The sequence below is a fragment of the Aquimarina callyspongiae genome, from assembly GCF_034322225.1.
Taxonomy (GTDB): domain Bacteria; phylum Bacteroidota; class Bacteroidia; order Flavobacteriales; family Flavobacteriaceae; genus Aquimarina.
Genome location: NZ_JAXLPA010000003.1, coordinates 430565 through 450694, shown reverse-complemented (window position 1 = coordinate 450694; position 20130 = coordinate 430565). Strand labels below are relative to the sequence as shown.

General features: G+C 32.5%; 19 protein-coding genes, 1 tRNA gene and 1 pseudogene. 11 read left to right on the top strand and 10 right to left on the bottom strand.

The annotated features are described in order from the left end of the window. The first annotated feature begins 56 nt into the window (after positions 1-56). The 11 genes from U0D62_RS14305 to U0D62_RS14255 all read left to right on the top strand — a co-directional run bounded on the left by U0D62_RS14305 (position 57) and on the right by U0D62_RS14255 (position 7468). On the top strand, positions 57-344 hold the full coding sequence (locus tag U0D62_RS14305; protein ID WP_322287986.1) for a hypothetical protein: 288 nt from the start codon (positions 57-59) through the stop codon (positions 342-344). A gap of 71 nt (positions 345-415) precedes the next feature. Beyond that, a complete protein-coding gene (locus U0D62_RS14300; protein WP_322287985.1) occupies positions 416-1204 on the top strand; it encodes a TatD family hydrolase in 789 nt (262 codons plus the stop codon). 63 nt (positions 1205-1267) lie between these two features. Continuing rightward, positions 1268-2302, top strand: coding sequence for an asparaginase (locus U0D62_RS14295; RefSeq protein ID WP_322287984.1), 1035 nt, complete (start codon positions 1268-1270; stop codon positions 2300-2302). 69 nt (positions 2303-2371) lie between these two features. Beyond that, positions 2372-2459 (top strand) — tRNA-Ser (locus U0D62_RS14290). Between the two features lie 82 nt (positions 2460-2541). Continuing rightward, positions 2542-3345 (top strand): MotA/TolQ/ExbB proton channel family protein, encoded by an 804-nt coding sequence (locus U0D62_RS14285; protein ID WP_322287983.1) that lies wholly within the window; start codon positions 2542-2544, stop codon positions 3343-3345. A 114-nt stretch (positions 3346-3459) separates the two neighbouring features. Continuing rightward, positions 3460-3933 carry a hypothetical protein gene (locus tag U0D62_RS14280; RefSeq protein ID WP_322287982.1) on the top strand — a complete coding sequence of 158 codons (474 nt, stop codon included), beginning with the start codon at positions 3460-3462 and terminating at the stop codon, positions 3931-3933. 2 nt (positions 3934-3935) lie between these two features. Further along, on the top strand, positions 3936-4544 hold the full coding sequence (locus U0D62_RS14275) for an ExbD/TolR family protein (protein ID WP_322287981.1): 609 nt from the start codon (positions 3936-3938) through the stop codon (positions 4542-4544). Positions 4545-4567: 23 nt separating this feature from the next. Continuing rightward, positions 4568-5053, top strand: coding sequence for an ExbD/TolR family protein (locus tag U0D62_RS14270; RefSeq protein WP_322287980.1), 486 nt, complete (start codon positions 4568-4570; stop codon positions 5051-5053). A 500-nt stretch (positions 5054-5553) separates the two neighbouring features. Next, a complete protein-coding gene (locus tag U0D62_RS14265; protein WP_322287979.1) occupies positions 5554-6183 on the top strand; it encodes an ExbD/TolR family protein in 630 nt (209 codons plus the stop codon). Between the two features lie 3 nt (positions 6184-6186). Beyond that, positions 6187-6666 carry an ExbD/TolR family protein gene (locus U0D62_RS14260; protein WP_322287978.1) on the top strand — a complete coding sequence of 160 codons (480 nt, stop codon included), beginning with the start codon at positions 6187-6189 and terminating at the stop codon, positions 6664-6666. A gap of 94 nt (positions 6667-6760) precedes the next feature. Then, positions 6761-7468, top strand: coding sequence for a porin family protein (locus tag U0D62_RS14255; RefSeq protein ID WP_322287977.1), 708 nt, complete (start codon positions 6761-6763; stop codon positions 7466-7468). On the opposite strand, the gene U0D62_RS14250 is transcribed toward U0D62_RS14255, so the two are convergent. The 10 genes and pseudogenes from U0D62_RS14250 to U0D62_RS14205 all read right to left on the bottom strand — a co-directional run bounded on the left by U0D62_RS14250 (position 7463) and on the right by U0D62_RS14205 (position 20088). Beyond that, the gene (locus U0D62_RS14250; RefSeq protein WP_322287976.1) at positions 7463-8068 is read right to left on the bottom strand and encodes a hypothetical protein; all 606 of its coding nucleotides are present in this window, start codon (positions 8066-8068) and stop codon (positions 7463-7465) included. The genes U0D62_RS14255 and U0D62_RS14250 overlap by 6 nt on opposite strands. After that, the gene (rpoN, locus tag U0D62_RS14245; RefSeq protein ID WP_322287975.1) at positions 8068-9528 is read right to left on the bottom strand and encodes an RNA polymerase factor sigma-54; all 1461 of its coding nucleotides are present in this window, start codon (positions 9526-9528) and stop codon (positions 8068-8070) included. The genes U0D62_RS14250 and rpoN overlap by 1 nt, the downstream gene beginning before the upstream one ends. A 290-nt stretch (positions 9529-9818) precedes the next feature. Next, positions 9819-10457 carry a response regulator transcription factor gene (locus tag U0D62_RS14240; RefSeq protein WP_322287974.1) on the bottom strand — a complete coding sequence of 213 codons (639 nt, stop codon included), beginning with the start codon at positions 10455-10457 and terminating at the stop codon, positions 9819-9821. Positions 10458-10935: 478 nt separating this feature from the next. Then, a complete protein-coding gene (locus U0D62_RS14235; protein WP_322287973.1) occupies positions 10936-11730 on the bottom strand; it encodes a sensor histidine kinase in 795 nt (264 codons plus the stop codon). Next, positions 11703-12365, bottom strand: coding sequence for a hypothetical protein (locus U0D62_RS14230; RefSeq protein WP_322287972.1), 663 nt, complete (start codon positions 12363-12365; stop codon positions 11703-11705). The genes U0D62_RS14235 and U0D62_RS14230 overlap by 28 nt, the downstream gene beginning before the upstream one ends. A gap of 12 nt (positions 12366-12377) precedes the next feature. Then, complete coding sequence (locus tag U0D62_RS14225; protein ID WP_322287971.1) at positions 12378-13073, bottom strand: hypothetical protein; 696 nt, start codon at positions 13071-13073, stop codon at positions 12378-12380. 363 nt (positions 13074-13436) lie between these two features. Continuing rightward, positions 13437-13808: pseudogene (locus U0D62_RS14220) on the bottom strand (endonuclease domain-containing protein). Between the two features lie 223 nt (positions 13809-14031). Then, a complete protein-coding gene (locus U0D62_RS14215) occupies positions 14032-14505 on the bottom strand; it encodes a GNAT family N-acetyltransferase (protein ID WP_322287970.1) in 474 nt (157 codons plus the stop codon). Positions 14506-14513: 8 nt separating this feature from the next. Next, positions 14514-14993, bottom strand: a complete 480-nt coding sequence (locus U0D62_RS14210) for a MarR family winged helix-turn-helix transcriptional regulator (RefSeq protein ID WP_322287969.1) — start codon at positions 14991-14993, stop codon at positions 14514-14516. Between the two features lie 127 nt (positions 14994-15120). Next, a complete protein-coding gene (locus tag U0D62_RS14205; protein ID WP_416135540.1) occupies positions 15121-20088 on the bottom strand; it encodes a DNA repair ATPase in 4968 nt (1655 codons plus the stop codon). Between the last annotated feature and the right edge of the window lie 42 nt (positions 20089-20130).

Sequence of the window (20130 nt, the reverse complement as noted above, 5' to 3'; positions counted from 1 at the left end):
TAATTTTTGATAGGTAATTGCTACTAAAATTATAGAATGAATAAAAAGAATATGTCATGATGATCAATGAACAAATACAACATATAGAAAAAGAGCAAATTAAGTTTTTACATTTCCCAAAACGAGAGGTTTTAGATTCTAAAAGAGATAAAAAAGATAGATACCGTAAATTAGTAAGAGGGTTGAGCTTGGGAAACCTGGAGCATTTAAAGGTTAAAATCATCTTTGCAGATGATAAAGGATCTAAAGAGGTCGAAACTACAATATGGGGAATTACTGATAAATCGGTAATTTTAAAGCAATCTACAATAATTCCTTTAGAGCGAATTATCAATATATCTTAATAGAAAAGTAACTTTTTCTTTGATGTCAAAAAAGTTGAAAAGCAAAAGCTAAATTTAATTACTTTTGCGGCATGATACTTACCGACACTCATACACATATTTATAGCGAAGCTTTTGCAGAAGATCAAAAAGAAATGATGCAACGAGCAATAGACAAAGGAGTAAAACGCTTTTTTGTTCCTGCTATAGATTCTACATATACCCAATCCATGTATGAAATGGAGGACTCTTACCCAGACAATGTTTTTTTAATGATGGGTTTACATCCTACTCATGTAAAAGAAAATTATAAAGAAGAGATCATACATGTAGAAGAAGAATTGTCTAAACGATTTGAAATAGATTCTACTAAAAAGTTTTATGCAGTTGGCGAAATAGGTATTGATTTATATTGGGATACTACTTTTTTAAAAGAACAACAAGAGGCATTCAGGCATCAGATTCGTTTAGCAAAAAAGTATAAACTCCCGATCGTTATTCATTGCCGAGAAGCTTTTCAAGAAATTTTTGAAGTTTTAGAAACTGAGAAAAGTGAAGATCTTTATGGAGTTTTTCATTGTTTTACAGGAACGATAGAAGATGCCCATCGTGCAATAAGCTATAATATGAAGCTTGGGATAGGAGGAGTAGTTACTTTTAAGAATGGGAAGATTGATAAATTCCTTGACCAGATTCCGCTTAAACATATAGTGTTGGAGACAGATGCTCCTTACTTAGCACCAACTCCTTATAGAGGAAAACGCAATGAAAGTTCCTATTTAATACAAGTGTTGGAAAAACTTTCAGATATCTATCAAATTCTTCCAGAAGAGATTGCTAATATCACTACACAAAATTCTATAGATATATTTGGAGTATAGATGAATTGAATCTGATTTTAATTTTGTTCATTTGCTACATATTATATATAGTAGATTTTACAAATGAATACTCCACCAAACATTCTTTTAATTTATACGGGCGGTACCATTGGTATGATTAAAGACTTTGAAACAGGAGCCTTGATTGCTTTTGATTTTGATGAACTGTTACTCAATATCCCTGAACTTAAACAATTAGATTGTATTATTAATACGATAAGTTTTGATGACCCTATTGATTCTTCTGATATGAATGTCAAGAAATGGAAAGAGATAGGCGACATTATTAATAAGGATTATGAAAACTACGATGGCTTTGTAGTGCTTCATGGTAGTGATACCATGTCTTATACAGCCTCTGCTATAAGTTTTATGTTTGAAAACCTTAGTAAACCTATTATTTTTACAGGTTCTCAATTGCCTATTGGTGATTTAAGAACAGATGCAAAAGAAAATCTTATTACAGCTGTACAGATCGCAGCATTACAAGAAAAAGGAAGACCGGTGATAACCGAGGTTGGACTTTATTTTGAATATAAACTATTAAGAGCAAATAGGACTACAAAGATTAATGCAGAACATTTTGAAGCATTTCAATCATTAAATTATCCAGCATTAGTTGAATCAGGTGTACATCTTAAAGTCAATACTTCTTTTTTAAGGAAAGCCAATCGACGAAAAAAAATGATTTACCACACACATCTGGATAATAATATTATTATCATTAAGATGTTTCCTGGTATAAATGAAAGTATTCTTAGAAGTATTTTATCATCAGATGAGATAAAAGGTGTAATTCTTGAGACGTATGGAGCAGGTAATACCACAACCAAAAAATGGTTTACCGGCATTATTTTTGATACTTTAAAAAGAGGAATACCAATTGTTAATGTGACTCAATGTGCAGGAGGAAGTGTAGAAATGGGTAAGTATAATACTAGTGTAGCGCTCAAAAAAGCGGGTGTTATCTCTGGAAAAGATATGACAACAGAGGCTGCATTGGCCAAATTAATGTACTTATTGGGAGAAAATTTGCCACTTAAAGTGCTTAAAACCATATATGAAACCTCTTTGCGTGGTGAAATGTCAGAAAATTAACGCCTCAAATTTCAATAGTTAACATTTTTTTTGTTATTTGCCCAACCAAATTTTTGGGAAAACAATTATAGAGAGGTGGCCGAGTGGTCGAAGGCGCACGCCTGGAAAGTGTGTATACGTCAAAAGCGTATCGAGGGTTCGAATCCCTTCCTCTCTGCATTATTATTAAAATTATAACAGTTTTTATAATATTTTTTTATCTTTAACCCTTTAACTAATTAAAATTAAGAATCAGCGCAATGAAAAGACTATTTTCTATTCTGGCAATCGCAACAGTAATGGCTTTCGGAAACATACAAGCAGCTACTGCTCCTGCCCAGGTATTATCGGCAAATGTGCAATTATTAATTGCTCCTATAACTACAACTATAGTACAAGATGACACAGCATCCAGTGATGCAGAAGAATTGACTTTCCATCAGGAACTTAAAAAACGTTTTATTGAAGGAGGTCCTGGATTTATGGGGATCGTACTTTTATGTTTAATTCTAGGACTTGCGATAGCAATCGAAAGAATTATCTTTTTAAATCTTTCTACAACAAACACTAAGAAATTACAACAAAATGTAGAAGATGCATTAAATAGTGGTGGAGTAGAAGCAGCAAAAGAGGTTTGTAGAAATACAAAAGGACCTGTTGCATCTATTTATTACCAAGGCCTTGATAGAGCTGATGAGAGCATCGATGCTGCAGAAAAAGCAGTTGTAGCTTACGGAGGTGTTCAAATGGGACAATTAGAAAAGAATGTATCTTGGGTATCTTTATTTATCGCTCTTGCACCAATGCTTGGGTTTATGGGTACTGTAATTGGTATGATTCAGGCATTTGATAAAATTGAAGCAGCTGGTGATATGCAACCTTCTCTTGTAGCAGGTGGTATTAAAGTAGCACTTCTTACTACAGTATTTGGACTTATCGTTGCGATTATCCTTCAGATATTTTACAATTATATTGTAGCAAAAATTGACAGTATCGTTAACGATATGGAAGATGCATCGATTACTTTAATCGATATGTTAGTAGCTTACAAAAACAAGAAATAATAAGGATTTCTGTTAAGATGTAATCTTTGTAGATTTTAAGATTACTTAAATTAGAATTCAAACTTATTATTCAATCTGTGGAATGTTGTCATTCCAAATTAAAAAAACAGACACATGAAAATTTCAAAAATATTATCATATGTTGTACTGGCAGTTGGAGCTATAGGTATTATCCTTTGGTTTCTAATGAATAGTGCAATTGGTAAGCTAATGGCAGATAATGGTGTTTCAGAAGCTCGCGAATTACCGCTAGATATAGCTGGATCCGCCGTTACACCTTTATATGGTCTAACTTGGGTGATTTTTATCATCATCATTATAGCTACTTTAATCGCTGTTTTTTCAGCGTTATTAAAAAACCCTGCAGGTCTTAAGAAAACTGGAATTGGTATTGTTGCTTTCCTTGTCGTTATTGGTATAGGATTTGCTTTGGCCAATGGAGTAGAAACTGAGATGAAAGACGGAGAAGTTCTTTCTGCTAGTGGATCTAAGTGGGTAGGTACCGGTTTATATGCCTTTTATTTCTTAGCTGCTGTTGCAGTAGGTTTAATGGTGTTATCCGGAGTTAAAAAATTAATAGGTAAATAATTATGGCAAGAAGATCAGCACCAGAAGTAAATGCAGGATCGATGGCTGATATTGCATTCTTACTTCTTATATTCTTTCTGGTTACAACAACCATTGAGACAGACAGCGGTATTAGCCGTAAGCTTCCACCGCCGGTGGATTCTGAAGAGCCGCCTCCAGTTCTTAAGCAAAAAAATATTTTTGTTGTAGAAGTTAACAAGAATAACGATTTGCTAGTAGAAGAAGAGCCTATGGAATTAAAGGATCTTAGAGAAGCAGCTATAGAATTCCTTGATAACGGAGGAGGAAATGGCGACGATGCTTGTAATTACTGTCAAGGTAAAAGAGATCCATCTTCTTCAGATAACCCTGTAAAAGCGGTAATTTCTTTACGTAATAACAGAGAAACTAATTACTCAACGTATATAGCAGTGCAGAATGAATTGGTTGCTGCTTATACAACATTGCGTAATAGAGAAGCACAACGTGAATATGGTGTTTCTTTCGTTGAAATGGAAAAGAACGTAAAAGACGCTAATTATAGTGGTGATAAGGAAAAACTTAAGGATAGAATCAAAAAGATTCAACTTTTGTTTCCAGAAAAGCTTTCCGAAGCAGAACCAAAGAAATAAAATAATAACATAAAAAATATTCTATGTCTAAGTTTAAAAAGAAAAAGAGCGGTGAGTTACCAGCTATTTCTACAGCATCTTTACCGGATATCGTATTTATGTTATTGTTCTTCTTTATGGTTGCAACAGTAATGCGTCAGAATACTTTAATGATTGAGAATTCATTACCGCTTGCTGACCAAGTTGAGAAACTGGATAAGAAAGATTTAGTAATGTATATTTACGCTGGAAAACCTAGTTCAAGATATCGTGCAAGTGCAGGTAATCAAGCAAGAATTCAGTTAAATGATAAGTTTGCTGAGATTTCTGATATTGCTCCATTTGTATTAGCTGAAAGAGCTTCAAAGAGAGAAGAGTTAATACCTTTTCTAACGACAGCTTTAAAGGTTGATGGAGATACCAATATGGGACTTGTAGGAGATATCAAAAAAGAACTGAGAGATGTTCAAGCTTTAAAAATTAACTACACCACCAGAGTGGGTGAAGCGACTGATAACTTACGTAATTAAAGATATACTCTTTATAAATACTGTAAAAAATCCTGCCAATGGCAGGATTTTTTTATGCTCTTATTTTTCTTCTTAATTATAAGATTTTTCGATTTGTAATATTTTATCAAACCTATTTAGATACCTAGCCTGGTATAAGAGAATTTTATTTAAAACTTTTTTTACTGTTATTGAGCAGGTTTGTTCTTGGTATAATGCCTTAACAATTTAGAAAACTGGCATAACAATTGTGTCTTAGTGTAAATATAACTGTGGTCTTTTAGTATAATAGGATCAATGTCTAGCCTTCCAAAAATTGATATTGAGAATAACTTAGAATTTAACAGTTTTAGCAAATGACATCTTACATAGTAAAGATGTCGTATGTATTTACCCCTACTATTTATTAGAATTATAACTATTTAAGTTTCGAATTCTGATTCTTTTCTCCAATGTCATTAGATCATTTATAACCACGGTTTTGTCTTGTAAGTAATTAGTAACCTAAATTATATTTTAATATGACAAGAAGAGAAGCACCATCAGTGAATGCAGGTTCAATGGCAGATATTGCATTCTTATTACTCATCTTTTTTTTAGTTAGTACAACTATAGAAACTGATCAAGGCATTAGTAGGAAACTGCCTCCGCCACCTAAAAAAGATGTCATTATTCCTAAAATTAAAGAAAAGAACCTTTTTAGAGTCGAGGTCAATCAACTAAATGACTTGCTGGTTGAAGGTTCTCCAATAAAACTTGAAGAACTTAAAGAAGCTGCTAAAGCTTTTTTGGATAACGGTGGAGGAACAAACGAGGATGCCTGTGACTATTGTCAGGGTTTGAGAGATTCTAAATCATCCGATAACCCAATAAAAGCTGTTATATCGCTTAAAAATAGCCGGGAAACGGATTATGCAACTTACATAGCCGTACAAAATGAATTGGTAAAAGCGTATACAGAATTAAGAAACAGAGAATCTATTAAACGTTATGGGATATCATATTCTGAAATGATAGAAAACCTAAAAGATGCTAAGGATACTCAGGATCAGTCGAGATTGAGGGAACGAATAAAGAATGTTCAATCAATGTATCCCGAAAAGCTTTCAGAAGCTGAAACAAAGAGTAGTCAATCACTTAATACACTATAGATTATGTCAAAGTTTAAAAAGATAAAAAACTCGAATTTACCTGAAATCTCAACGGCATCGTTGCCAGATATTGTTTTTATGTTATTGTTTTTCTTTATGGTGGCTACAGTAATGAGAAAGGATACTTTAAAAGTTGAAAACAGATTGCCACTTGCGGATCAAACGGAGAAATTAGAAAAAAAAGATCTGGTTATGCACATTTATGTGGGTAAACCTAGTTCTCGATATAAGAACTTGGGCACAGAAGCAAGAATTCAGCTTAATGATAAATTTGCGAGTTTAAGTGATATTAAATCTTTTGTATTGGAAGAAAGAAAACAAAGAATCGAATCATTAAGACCTTTTCTTATTACTGCCTTAAAAGTGGATAAAGAGACAAAAATGGGCGTTATCGGTGATGTCAAAAAAGAGCTTAGAGAAGTAGAAGCTCTTAAGATTAACTATACAACAAAAGAGGGGAGAGCCATTGATAATTTACAATGAAATGTATAACATGAGTATAAAATCCTGCTGTGAGGCAGGATTTTTTATAAGTAGACTTATATTTTAAAGAAATAGATTTATTTTAGTGACTTATATGAAGCAGTTGTTTTTAATTCTCCTGGTAGGTTTATCTATTTGGCATATAGATGCGCAAGAGGTAGTTTCTGAACCTGAACCAGCAAAAGTTTTGGATTCATTATATAGAGAAGATCAGTTTTATGTTGGGTTAACCTTCAATCTTCTTTCTAACAGACCAGCAGATGTAAATCAATCAGGTTTTTCTGGAGGAATGCATTTTGGTTTTATACGAGATATGCCAATAAATAAGCGGCGAAACGTTGCTATTGGATTAGGTTTGGGCTATTCTTTTAATACTTATGGTCAAAATTTGTTTATTGGAGAGGAAGAAGGTACTGATCAAAGCATATTTAGCAGTTTAAAAGGGATAGATTTTAATACAAATCGATTTGTAACACATATTGTCGAAGCGCCTTTAGAATTTAGATGGCGTACCTCAGTAGCTGATACACATAAATTTTATAGAATATATACGGGTATTAAAGTTGGTTATTTATATGCTTTTAGATCTAATTTTGAGCAGACTGGTAATAGGGTGAGGCAAACTAAAATTGAAGAATTGAATCGATGGAGGTATGGAGCGATGTTTACCTTTGGTTGGAACACGGTGAATTTTCATTTTTATTATAACCTAAATCCTTTATTTAATGACGAAGCTAAGATTGATGGAGAAAATGTTGGCCTTAATTCAATAAAGATTGGATTGATGTTTTATATTTTATAACCAGAAATTCACCAAAGTTAATTGAGGGATTACTCCTATTAAGAACCCTAAAATCAATTCTAAATTACTGTGCGCTTTACAATGTAATCTAGAAGTGGCTACTAAGCCATTGGTAACCATCATAGCGCCAATAAGCAAGGTAAGATTAATTCCAAAATGAATACTAAGAGCAATTGTGAACATTGTTACAGCTCCAGTACCGATCATATGTATACTAGCTTTTATATTGAAAAACACAATAAAAATGGTGCTCAATGATGAAAAAAGAGCTCCCAGGAAGAAAAAATATAATTCAGGATAGTTGTAAGAATCAATAACCATTTTGATTACTAAAAGCAATAAAAAGCATTGAAGCAACAGTGGTATTTTACGTTGTTTTACATTTTCCAGATGAATAGAGGTAATAAGTCCGGAGTTTTTAAGAAAAAAGAATAAAACGATAGGGACTAACACAGTAATTATAACCAATCCAAAAATCTTTCCTATAATAATATTTTCAGGAATAAATCTTGGTGCTGTGGCAAAATAAATTACTGTACCCGCAATAGGCATCAGTAATGGATGAAAAATGTATGAAATGCTTTTAAGAAAAAAATTCATTAAATCTTCTTTCGTAACCTGGCTACAGGAATATCTAGTTGTTCTCTGTATTTAGCTACAGTTCTTCTGGCTATAGGATATCCTTTTTCTTTTAAGATTTTTGCCAATCGTTCATCGGTTAATGGCTTTTTCTTATCTTCTTCGCCTATAGTTATCTCCAGTATCTTTTTTATTTCTCGAGTAGAGACTTCTTCTCCTTGATCGTTGGTCATAGATTCTGAGAAAAATTCTTTAATCAATTTGGTGCCATAAGGTGTGTCAACATATTTACTGTTGGCTACTCGTGAAACCGTACTAACATCCATATCAATCTCGTCTGCTATGTCTTTTAAGATCATGGGTTTAAGATTTCTCTCATCTCCACTTAAGAAATAACTTTTTTGATAGTGCATTATTGCACTCATGGTAATAAAAAGTGTTTGCTGTCTTTGTTTAACCGCTTCAATAAACCATTTTGCAGCATCTAGTTTTTGTTTGATAAACAATACTGCATCTTTTTGAGATTTTGATTTTTCTTTGCTCGCCTTGTATCCTTGAAGCATGTTATTGTATTCTCTTGAAACGTGTAGCTCTGGTGCATTTCTACCGTTTAAAGTGAGTTCCAGTTCTCCGTCGATAATACGTATTGTGAAATCAGGAACTACGTGCTCGATCAAACGATTATTTCCTGCATAAGCACCTCCTGGTTTAGGATTGAGATTTTCTATTTCTTCAATAGCATCTTTAAGATCCTCTTCATCGATATCAAATTTAACCAATAATTTATCGTAATGTTTTTTACTAAAATGATCGAATGATTTTTTTAATATTTCAGAAGCAAGCTTTATAGGAATGGTGGTTTCTTTTCTTTCAAGTTGAATCAAAAGACATTCTTGTAAGTTTCGGGCACCTACACCTGCCGGATCCAATTGATGTACAATCTTGAGAACATTCTCTATTTTTTCTTCAGTGGTATATACATTTTGTGTAAAAGCCAGGTCGTCTAGAATATCAGATAAAGATCTTCTTATATATCCACTTTCATCTACACTCCCTACAAGAAATTCTGCTATTTCTCGATTTTCTTCATCTAACCTATACGTGTTTAGTTGATTGACTAAATGTTGGTGAAAGGTAGTTCCTGAAGCATAAGGAACACTTTTTTCTTCATCATCAGAACTATAATTATTAGAACTTAATCTATAACTTGGGATTTCGTCATCACTTAAATACTCATCAACATTGATTTCGGTTTCAATTTTTTCTGTACCGTAATCATCATCTGTTGCACTTTCATTGTTATAAGTATCATCGTATTCATCAATTTTATCTTTACCGCTGTCCAAAGCAGGATTTTCCTCCATTTCTTGTTTAAGACGTTGTTCAAATGCCTGAGTAGGCAATTGAATCAACTTCATAAGTTGAATTTGTTGAGGAGAGAGTTTTTGAGAAAGTTTAAAATTTAGTTGTTGCTTTAGCATAAAAAAAATCGATGTTCTTATACTTACAAAAATAAACAAAAACGGTATATCTCTGCTGGTATTAGAAGGTTAGTTTACGTTAAAAAAGCCTTAGAACTATAATACTAAAGTAAATGTTTCTAAAACCTTTTTTTGGGTTTAATCAATAAACGCGCCAAAGTTGATTTTATTTACAAAAAAGCATTTTTTTTAAGTGCAGAATTAATGATGAATATAATTGAAAATAACGAAGTATCTGTTATTGATTTAATATAGAAAACATACAGAAATAAATTATAAAAAAACTGAAGTTATGGCACAAATATTTTGTTTTTTATGGCGTATATGACAAGACCTGTTCTGTTTTTAAGATTTAGCTTTTCAAAAATAGAATCCCTGTATCCTTCTATGGTCTTAGGACTTAGGCACATATCACTGGCTATTTCTTTATAGGTTTTTTCTGTACAGGCGTGTTTTATAAATTCCATTTCCCTGTCTTTAAGTATAACCTTGTTTTCTTTTTTAGGATTAAGAGAGCCTAATAATAAATTGGTTACATCTTTGGTGTGATAAAAACCGGTTTCTTGTACTTCTATTAATGCGTTTTCCAAAATACTTTTCTCTGTATCTTTTAAAAGATACCCTTTTGCTCCAGCTCTTAACATTTTGAGAATCGTTTTTTCATCTTCTTCTACAGAAAGTGCCAGTACATTCACATCAGGATATTCTTCCTTTAAGGCAGCAGTGGTTTCGATACCGTTCATTATAGGCATATTAATATCCATTAAAACAACGTCTGGGATGTTTTTAGGATCTTTAAATCTGGTAAGGAGCTCTCGTCCGTTTTTACAGATATATAATATCTTAAATTTTGGAAATCCTTCTACCAACCCCGCTAATGCCTGAGATAATAAAATATGATCCTCGACGATTACTACTGAATATTTCATTGTGTTGTTTGTTTTTTAGTTGATCAACTGTGCTGTTTTATAATCAGGTATATGATTACATCAAGTAAGTTGATTAACTTAACTGTTTGATTTTGTTTGTTGTTTGTGCGGTTTTATATTGTGTTGACCACACCATTATCGTGAGTTTGTTAAAGGTTTATCAAAGTTATTATTTTATAAAGGCTTCAACAAGCTCAATCTGATATTTAGAATATCAATTTTATTGTATTCTAGAAAATCTTAGGATCAATAAAAATCCCAATTATGTTATTTTAATATGAGCTCGATATAAAAAAGTACGTCAATTTGAGTGTTTTTGCCTTAGCAAAAATGTATCGAAAACAAGTGATTTCTTATACAAGTCTAATTTTGATACGATTTTTCTTCATTTCTTGATGAAAAACTACTCAAATTGACGGCTTTTTGTATGTTACTAAATACATCGAATTTATATTATTTTACTATTTAGTTTTCTTCATTATGCTATTTCATTATCAATAGGAGATATTCCATTTTCTTTATAGTAATAGGTTAAGGTAATAGAGGTTCCTTTTCCTTCTTCAGAGTCCAGAACAACTTCTGCTTCAATGAGTTTTCCTCTGTTTTGAATATTACAGAGTCCTATACCTTGCCTGGTTTTTGTGTTTTTAATGTCAAAACCAACACCATCATCCTCGGCTTTTATAAGTATTTTGTCTTGGTCATAAGACACATCAACCTTAAGATTAGAAGCTTTAGAATGTTTAATAGTATTTGTAAAAAATTCCTGTAGTATCCTAAAAATAATGATCTCAGCTTTGTTATCGAGTGTACGAATCTCTTTATTACTGGTTAATGATGCTTGGATGAATTGTAATCTGTTAAATCGCTCAATTTCTAAGCTTAAAGCTTCTGTAAGAGACAAATTGTTGATAGCATCAGGGTTGATTAATTTTGACAATGATCTAAGCTCCGTGAGACTTTTGGTAATTGTATCTGTTACTTCTATAAGTTTTTCGGGGTTATCTTGTGCAACATTGACCTGTATTTTTGCCAATGTAAGCAATTGTCCGATGTTGTCATGAAGTTCCCAGCTGATATTACGCAAGGTTTCTTCTCTAATCTCTATCTGAGTTTCGGCAATGGCTTTTTCAAACTTTTTCTCTGCCTCTTTTTGTTGTAGCAATAGAGAATTCTTCCTTTTTTGAAAAATTACAAAAAGGAATATCATTAATACTATAATACCAACTAATATAATAGTTGTAATTAATATTGTTGCTTCTTGTTGCTCCATATAAAACCGATGATAAAGCAGATGTTCATTATAATTGTTAATGCAAATCTTGCCAAAAACAAAATTTTAGCATCAGCGAGTTCCTTATAATAATCTCGTACTATTCTATAAGGTATATTGCCGACAAAATATAATAGTAATCCAACGCTGACCCAAAATAGCAGATTCTTTTTAGTGTAAAGTACTTTTTCAGAATTCAATATTTCAATGAAATATAATACTATAGTAATTATCAAGAAGAATGCTGCTATTATGTACGGGAATTTTTGATGTTTGATTAAATAATTTTCGAAAAAACCATTAATTACAAAAGAAATCAAATAAAATATCCATAGTATAAGAACGATTTTTTTGTTTTTAGGTTTGTCTAAATAATGTCTATATAAAGCAAAGAAAAATGTAAAATTTATTACGTTATATATATTGTAAATAATAGCATTTATGCCATCATCTTGTCTAATATATAAGCCAACAAGTTCGTTAATACCAACGTACCATAGAAAAAATATAAAATACTTTATGATTGGTGCGTTTTTGTATTTATGATAGAAAATAGTGCCAACTAATGCGGTCAGTATTTCTACTCCAATACCGATTTTAATAAGTAAGTATAAAAATTCGTTGCTTATATTCATTATTTATAGAAATCAATTCCCCATTGGTGGTGACCCAGCTAATTCATTCGCAACTGTACTGATTTCTCCTTCCTGGAGATTGCTTAAGAAAGAAAATAATGATCCTTTCTGTACATTTGGTTTTTTACCTTCAAGGGGTTCCTGTATAATATCATCCAGATATAATACCTTCTTATTTTTATCAAAAAGATAAGCTACTTGCTTTGTCTTACCGCTAGCATCTTTTTTCTCAATCGTTGGTGCGATAAACATTGTTTGTCTTTTAGCATATAACTCACGCTCATATTCTTCTGGATAGGCAGCAAAATAAAATCTATATCCTGTTGGTTTTACATCAGCTTCTTTTGATATCTTATGTATATACGCCATATAATTACGTAACTCGTCAATAGGATAATATAAAGAACGTGTAGGATCAAATCTATTTCCAACCGCATCGGTTTGGATATATTCTTTGATCATATCAGATCTCTTGTTATATTCCTGAAAAATAATTTGTGCTTCGGCAGAGCTGATAATTCTTTTTGGTCTATCCGTGCTTCCGATTTGTTCTTGTAATTCTGCAACTTGTTGTTTTAACTCCTTAATTTGCTTTTTGTATCTCTCGATTTCCGCATTGTCTTGTCCTCCAGGTGTACAAGAGGTAACAAGAATCATTGTTATCCCCATAACCATAATACTTCTAATTAAATTATTTAGTCTTTTCATTTTGATAGGTTTATTAAGATGGTTTGTAGATATTAAAAGTACTATTATTCTGTAGGTTTCAAAAATCACACTAGATTTTGTTAAAGAAAAAATGAGTTAGCACTCTGGTTTCAAGGGGTGTAATACAAAATGTGATTGGATTGGATGTATTTTAAATAGGGGGAAAAGCCCCTTTTCTAAAAAGTTATTTAACTCTTTGAAAAAATAAAGCAATGGATACCGTTTACATCTATTCCTTTACCAACACATCTGCTCGCCCACAACTAACGTTGTGTTGTCTTCAAAGGAAAGGGGTTGATAGTCTCCCTTTGAAGGGAGATTTAGAGGGATGTCTTTATGAATACTATAAGTCGAAGAGGGAAATTATTCTTGCTGGAGGTTTTCTATCAAAACAGAGAGTTCCTCTAGAACTGCATCGATATTATTTAGAATTTGCTCGTTTTTAAATCGTATGAATCGAATACCTAGTTTTTCGATTCTACCTTGTCAGTGACTATTTTCCAGCATGTGATTATTGTGAGAGCTTCCATCAATTTCAATGGCAATACCAATATCTTTTGCATAGAAATCAACTACGTAATCCAAAATAGGAAACTGACGAAAGAATAGGATGTCAAATTGTTTTTTTCTAATTTTTTCCCAAATTACTTTTTCACTTTGGGTCATGTTTTTTCGAAGTATTTTTGATAATTCTCTTGCTTTGGGAGTATAGGGTACTATGTTTTGCAATGCCATTTTTAGATATGTTTTATCAATAAAAGTAAGTTGAAAATAATTTGTTAACATCCATCCCTAACCCTTCCTTCAAAGGAAGGGAGTGAGACACTTTTTTTTTTAGAAAAATTTATGTCGTTGTATAGCAAAAGAGAATAATGGAATATGTTATTAAATAATTTATAAGTCTACCAAGTAATTTTATTTATATATTCCTTTTTTAAAAAGAGAGTTTAACTCTTTGTTACAATATCATTTCCATTTTAATATTACTGCGCTGATAAGGAGGGTTTTCTTCTAGAGTTACTTCTTTAAAGCCATATTTTTCATAAATATAAATGGCATTTTCTAAAATTCGGTTGGAGTATAGTGTCAGTTTTTCCCAACCTTGCTCTTTTGAAAAATCCATGCAAAATTGCATAAGTTGTTGCCCAATTTTTTGTCCTTGAAACTTTGGAGAAACTGCCATTTTACCCAATTCATATACATTATCATCTATTTTTATTAAGGAAAAAGTTCCTGCGATCTCTTCATCTGTTTTGGCAAAAAAGATATAGCCTCCTTTATTGATAATAGTTTCTTCGCATCGTTCTAATAGTTCTACATCATGTGGTTCGACAACAAAGTACTTTTCTAACCACTCTACATTAAGGTCAGCAAAATCTTTTGCGTATTTTGAGTCAAAGGGAATTATCGTTGTTTTTTTTAAGGTATTCATTTTTCAAGCTATTTAAATTTTTCTAGTATTCTATGACTTAATGATTTTTGTTTTAGTTGGTCTTCCATATAGGTTAAATGACGTGTCAGACTTGTTGCGCTGCCTTCTGTTAGCCATTTTACCTGCTGATCAATAACCTTCCATAAAGGAATCATTTGTAGATGAGTGTCTTTTCCTTTTTTAGTGAGTTTGAATAGTTTTTTTCGTTTATCTGTTTTATCAACTTTATAGGTTACATACTGCTTATCCATTAGTTTTTTTAAGGCTTGTGTAATCGCCGGTTGCGTATATTGTAAAGCTTCCTGTATATCTGTAGTAGTGGTTAATTCTTTATCAATGATTACTCTAAAAATAGGAAACAAATAAGGGTCAAAATCTATATCAAAGGCATCGTATACTAATTGAATTTCTTTCATCATTTGCTCACTTAAACGCTTTAGTCGTGATCCTAATCCCAGTTCGCCATATTCTTCTAATTTATCTTGCATAAGTATTTATATAAGTACTTATGTAAAAATATAAAATATTTTTGAAATATAAAAACCTTCAGTGTTTTGAGCACTGAAGGTTTGATAAAAATTCTTTCTAAATTACAGAATGTTTACTACTGTATTTTTACTTGTCCAGTCCTTTCTTTAATACTTCCTGAATTCCTGCGAGGTGGTCACTAAATTGCATCATCTGGGCTAGTACTTGTGCCATCTCATTTTTATCTCCAAAGCCTTTAAGTTTGTTGTTTTTGACAAAGGTTTCTTTGATAGTTTGCCAACGCTTGATTTCTTCTTTAGCGATGGTTTGTGTCATTTCTTTATACTTTAAGAGGTTTGCCTCTGCAGCACTGGTTAAAGTTTGTGACTCATTCTCATAGTGAGATAGGAGTAAGGTCTGTAGTTCTTGTTCATTCATAATAGGAACTACTTTACCTACCAGTTTACTCATATCACGATAAGAACCTTGCAATTTAAATGAGGGTTCTGTACGATAGGCATCTTCCATCGCAGCAGATTTGATATAGGTTTCATTTACTTTGAGTACCGTATTTCTAATGGTGACCACTTTTTCTAGTACTGCCAGATAATCCTGTACTTCTTGCTTCGTGTGATTTCCTTTTAGCTCTATTCCTTCCTGAGATCCTGTTTCTACGATTTCGATCAATCGATAGATATCATCAAAATGTTTACTACTTAACTGATGTAAAACTGGGTTAGAGGTCATAGAGTTTTCTATTAAACTAAGTTTAAATAAATCTGCCGTATCTCCGATGATATCTCCCAGGTTGTATATGTCTGCTCGATTGGCTAACATGTCCGGAATCTGGAATTTCTCGCCACTTTCTGTATAGGGATTACCGGCCATAATCACGCAAAAACGTTTGCTACGCAGATCATATGTTTTAGGATTACCATTATAAACTCCTTCAATCTTTCGGGTACCATCAGCTAATGAGATGAATTTTTGTAAAAATTCTGGATTACAATGCTGTATATCATCCAGGTATAACATCACATTATTACCCATTTCTAATGCAAGATTGAGTTTTTTCAATTCTTCACGAGCAGCGGCATTATTGGCGGCCATTGGATCTACAGAAGTAACTTCATGACCAATTGCCGGGCCATTGATTTTCATAAATACTAACCCCAAACGATTGGCCATATACTCCATTAAGGTAGTTTTACCATATCCTGGAGGAGAGATTAACAATAGCATACCCATGCGATCCGTGCGTTTGTTATCGCCTACACTACCCAATTGCTTAGATAGGTTGTCACCAAATAAAGGTAAATACACCTGATCGATCAGTTTATTTCTTACAAAAGATGAAAGTACTTTTGGCTTAAATTCATTTAACTTAAGGTCTTCTTTAAGCTCTTCTGTTACTTGATGTTTTGCATTACGGTATGCTTCAAATGCAGGGACCTCGATACTTGCAAAATCTTTTAATTTTAAAATAAAATCATAATAGTTAAACTCAAAAGTTCCTTCTGTAATAGTTTGATGTGAGCCGTTTAGTTCTTCAATAACCTGTGTAGGGGTCACATGAATCACATCTGCGGTTGCTTCGTCTTTAAAGAGTAAAAGACATACTACTTCTTGACAATGGTCAATATGTTTAGGATGATTTGCTTTTAAATATGAAGATACCCATTGCAATGCAAGGTTGATTCGATCATTCCAATTCACACTTCCGTTAGAACGTGGCTTAGTATCTAATTGGAGTGATTTTTTAAGTTTTACGAATACCTTTTTCTTTTTTAACTCAGCGATAAAAGCTTCATAAAGTCCATTTGCGGTTTGACTTATGCAAAAGGTATCGCCGCTTTGTAGTTCATCAAATAAATATCTTGAAATTTTATTGCTATAATCGGTTTCAAAAAGATTTGTGGTTTCTGCAAAAATTATAACCTCTTTCTCCAGATTGGTAATAACTTTTTGATATTCATTACTATCTGGAAAAGCTTCTAATACTTCTCCAGAAGCTTTAATAGTATCATTCCAGTATGTTTGATTATCTATGTTTAATCCATGCCAAAAGTATTGAGCGTATCCTCTAATATCTGGAGCATAACGTAATAATCCCAAATCGTGATCTTTGGTTACTAAAACTTTTAAAATTTTAGCTGCATCTATATCATGAACACCTTTTACATAGCCTTCTGCATAATTTTTGCTGCTTTCTGATTTTACAATTTCAAGAAGGTTTTCTTCTGTCATCATTGTCAGACTGAGCTTGTCGAAGTCTTTTTTATCTGAAGGAATTGTTTGCGCTTCGACAGGCTCAGCGTGACAACTTCGAAATATTTTATATGCCAGATATGCAGCTCTGTATACTTCTTGATTTTCTGAAATCAGGTCCTGATCCCAGTATTTCTTTGATTTTATAAGAATATCATTTGTGATTTCCTGATAAAAATCGGTTCCGGTAAGGTGATATGCTAAGGATTTATCTTTGTATACGATGGTTAAATCCAGCGGTTGTTTGTTAACACCAAACTTATGTTTACCGAGTTTGATGATATTTTCACCATCTTCATAAAGATCTTGTTTATCTTTAAGTTTACGGGTAGCATCTTCTTTTGCAACTTTTAACGCTGTTTCTATAGCTTCGGCTTTACCGGCATCATCTAATTCTTGCAATTGTTCTACAATATCTCGCAACTTATTGATCATTAGATCCGAAGCAAAATATCCATTAATGTCTACAACGGTATCAAAACTCAATGCTTTTTTAGTAACTCCTTTAAGGATCCTATTGGCTGCATTTTCTAATGCTACTGCTTTTTTGTTTCTAGCCTCGATCAAACTGTTTTTACGAGCTTCAAAAGCATTATATACTTCTTCTCGTTTTTCTATGATCTCAGTTATAAACGTTTCAAAATCTGCAAATCTGCCTTCTAGATCTTCTAATTGAACAGATACTTTATTTAATAACTCGTCTGTTTTTTCGGGAGTATTAGCAATATCAAGATAATTGATGATACTTTGATCTACTAATTTTAATTGTGCTGCAAATTCTGCTGTGGCTTCTTTACTGCCTAGAGATTTTATTTTGTTTTTGATACCAGCTTTAAGCTGATTGATCGTTGCAAAAATTAGCGAGATATTATCAATGATCTTTGTAGAATGAGAGGTGTCTTCAATCTGAAGATTAGAGACTATATCAATAAGCATTTCTAGATCAGTAGCGATTTGATTGACTTCTTCTTCTAATTTTTTTGCATCGATTACTTTTTTTATGTTTTCAAGATCACCTTGTTTTTCTTCTACTCGAGCGTGATAGGGTAGAAGTGCTTTGTCATCGAGTAAAAACTGTACACAGCGTTGTGATATCTTTTCGGTTTGTTCTGCAATTTGAGCTTCTAGTTTCTGAATGAAAGTTTTATCAACATACCTTATATCATTTAACCCAATTACCTCTCCTCTAAGAGTACGTAATTGCGACAATACCTGTACAAAATCATCAATGGATCTAAAAGAACTACTTTTGATTTTACCAAAAATAATTTCAGCTTTATCCTGAGTTTCTTTAGTTACCTTAGAAGCGGTTCTACGCAGTTGTACAACTTTTTCAAACTCATCTATTGCTGCGTTTGCAGCTCCGTTAATTTCTTCAAGAGGGATGTCTAATCTAAAAGTATCTTCTTCTCGAATCCAATAGTAACTGTCTATAACATCATTTGAAAACTTTGCAATGTCATCATATAATCCATCATAACTATCTTCTTTGTTTAAAAGAGTGATAAGTGCATGACTTTCTGCCATGGCTTTTACAATGTCTTTATTACCTATTTTATAGATGAGTGTATCTGTGTGTTCTGATGGCATGACATTACCTTTCATAAAAGGTGTTTGCCAAATCTGGATTACGTGATGTTTTGTTTGCTCATCCTCGGTTTTGAAATAACATAATTCTCCGTTTTGGAGAATAGTAAATCCATTACATATAATTGGTGTTTTTACTTCTTGTTCGATGACATTATACGACATCAAAGTGTACAATCCTTTTTCACTTTCGTAGAAAACGTATAAAAAATCTTCGCCGTTGGGTGAAATAATCTTTTCCTGAAATTTAACATCAGAAACCTCATTAGTAAATAGTTTAAAATCCCCTGATTGTAAATAATATCCATTAGGATAGATGATTCCCTGATCATCGGGTAATAATACACAAGCATCTTTAATGCAGTCAATCTTTTTGACTTCTTGCATTTTATGATTGTACACAAAATAGCGAGGAGCTTCCTGAAAAGGTTTAATTTCTAAGGTGATAAGGTTGCCTATATCTGCAAAACGGTATTGCCCATCATCTAATGTTTGATCTACTAGTTCTACGGGTTCGTCAAGAATCCCTTTGCCTTCATCTGTATTATCTTCAATTTTAATGGTAAGATCTCCTCCTACAGTTTCTACAAATACTTTGTCCAGGATAGAGATATGTGGATGTGTCCCGTAACGATGCATATCACGAGTAACTTCGACCCAATTAAATTCGTGTTGTTTGGGAAATTTAAATTCATGCTCACTTCGATTATCGACATACGTTAATGAGCCTTCATTAATTAACCATTTAAATGTTTTGATATCTGAAACGCTTTCGCTTAATTGAAATACCATATGTAAATAATTACCAACGATGGCGAACTTAGAGAATATGGTATTGCGATAGTATTTATAGAGATTAGTAAAGTCATCTATAAAAACAGTATCGTTTATCAGATCTAAGGATTTTGCAGAAAAATGATCATTAGTGTAGGTGTAGATGCTAAATACATCTGCAAGTGTAATCTCTGTACGCAGTCCAAAATGTACATTATATCCGAACAAACAATACTCACCAATGGTAACAATATCACGGGCAATACAATTGTTTTCTGTATTGATACGATTATTGGCAATAAGTTTGGTTTCTACACTACCAAAAACTTCTTTGCGAGCGTCATTTAATTGAGTTAGACGATTTTGTAGTTCACCTTTATGTTTTTGCAAACGATTTTGGATGATCTCATACGTGCCTCCGTCTAGTTGTATGTTATTTGTGTTTTCTTCTTGCATGTTTTTATTCGAATTTTCATTCGTTTTCATAAAGGTTTGGACAAGTTTGGTCTTACAATAGAGTCAGAGTTT

Coding starts and splice junctions, on each gene's coding strand:
- U0D62_RS14305 (WP_322287986.1), top strand. CDS start 57: ATGATGATCAATGAACAAATACAACATATAGAAAAAGAGCAAATTAAG.
- U0D62_RS14300 (WP_322287985.1), top strand. CDS start 416: ATGATACTTACCGACACTCATACACATATTTATAGCGAAGCTTTTGCA.
- U0D62_RS14295 (WP_322287984.1), top strand. CDS start 1,268: ATGAATACTCCACCAAACATTCTTTTAATTTATACGGGCGGTACCATT.
- U0D62_RS14285 (WP_322287983.1), top strand. CDS start 2,542: ATGAAAAGACTATTTTCTATTCTGGCAATCGCAACAGTAATGGCTTTC.
- U0D62_RS14280 (WP_322287982.1), top strand. CDS start 3,460: ATGAAAATTTCAAAAATATTATCATATGTTGTACTGGCAGTTGGAGCT.
- U0D62_RS14275 (WP_322287981.1), top strand. CDS start 3,936: ATGGCAAGAAGATCAGCACCAGAAGTAAATGCAGGATCGATGGCTGAT.
- U0D62_RS14270 (WP_322287980.1), top strand. CDS start 4,568: ATGTCTAAGTTTAAAAAGAAAAAGAGCGGTGAGTTACCAGCTATTTCT.
- U0D62_RS14265 (WP_322287979.1), top strand. CDS start 5,554: ATGACAAGAAGAGAAGCACCATCAGTGAATGCAGGTTCAATGGCAGAT.
- U0D62_RS14260 (WP_322287978.1), top strand. CDS start 6,187: ATGTCAAAGTTTAAAAAGATAAAAAACTCGAATTTACCTGAAATCTCA.
- U0D62_RS14255 (WP_322287977.1), top strand. CDS start 6,761: ATGAAGCAGTTGTTTTTAATTCTCCTGGTAGGTTTATCTATTTGGCAT.
- U0D62_RS14250 (WP_322287976.1), bottom strand. CDS start 8,068: ATGAATTTTTTTCTTAAAAGCATTTCATACATTTTTCATCCATTACTG.
- rpoN (WP_322287975.1), bottom strand. CDS start 9,528: ATGCTAAAGCAACAACTAAATTTTAAACTTTCTCAAAAACTCTCTCCT.
- U0D62_RS14240 (WP_322287974.1), bottom strand. CDS start 10,457: ATGAAATATTCAGTAGTAATCGTCGAGGATCATATTTTATTATCTCAG.
- U0D62_RS14235 (WP_322287973.1), bottom strand. CDS start 11,730: ATGGAGCAACAAGAAGCAACAATATTAATTACAACTATTATATTAGTT.
- U0D62_RS14230 (WP_322287972.1), bottom strand. CDS start 12,365: ATGAATATAAGCAACGAATTTTTATACTTACTTATTAAAATCGGTATT.
- U0D62_RS14225 (WP_322287971.1), bottom strand. CDS start 13,073: ATGAAAAGACTAAATAATTTAATTAGAAGTATTATGGTTATGGGGATA.
- U0D62_RS14215 (WP_322287970.1), bottom strand. CDS start 14,505: ATGAATACCTTAAAAAAAACAACGATAATTCCCTTTGACTCAAAATAC.
- U0D62_RS14210 (WP_322287969.1), bottom strand. CDS start 14,993: ATGCAAGATAAATTAGAAGAATATGGCGAACTGGGATTAGGATCACGA.
- U0D62_RS14205 (WP_416135540.1), bottom strand. CDS start 20,088: ATGAAAACGAATGAAAATTCGAATAAAAACATGCAAGAAGAAAACACA.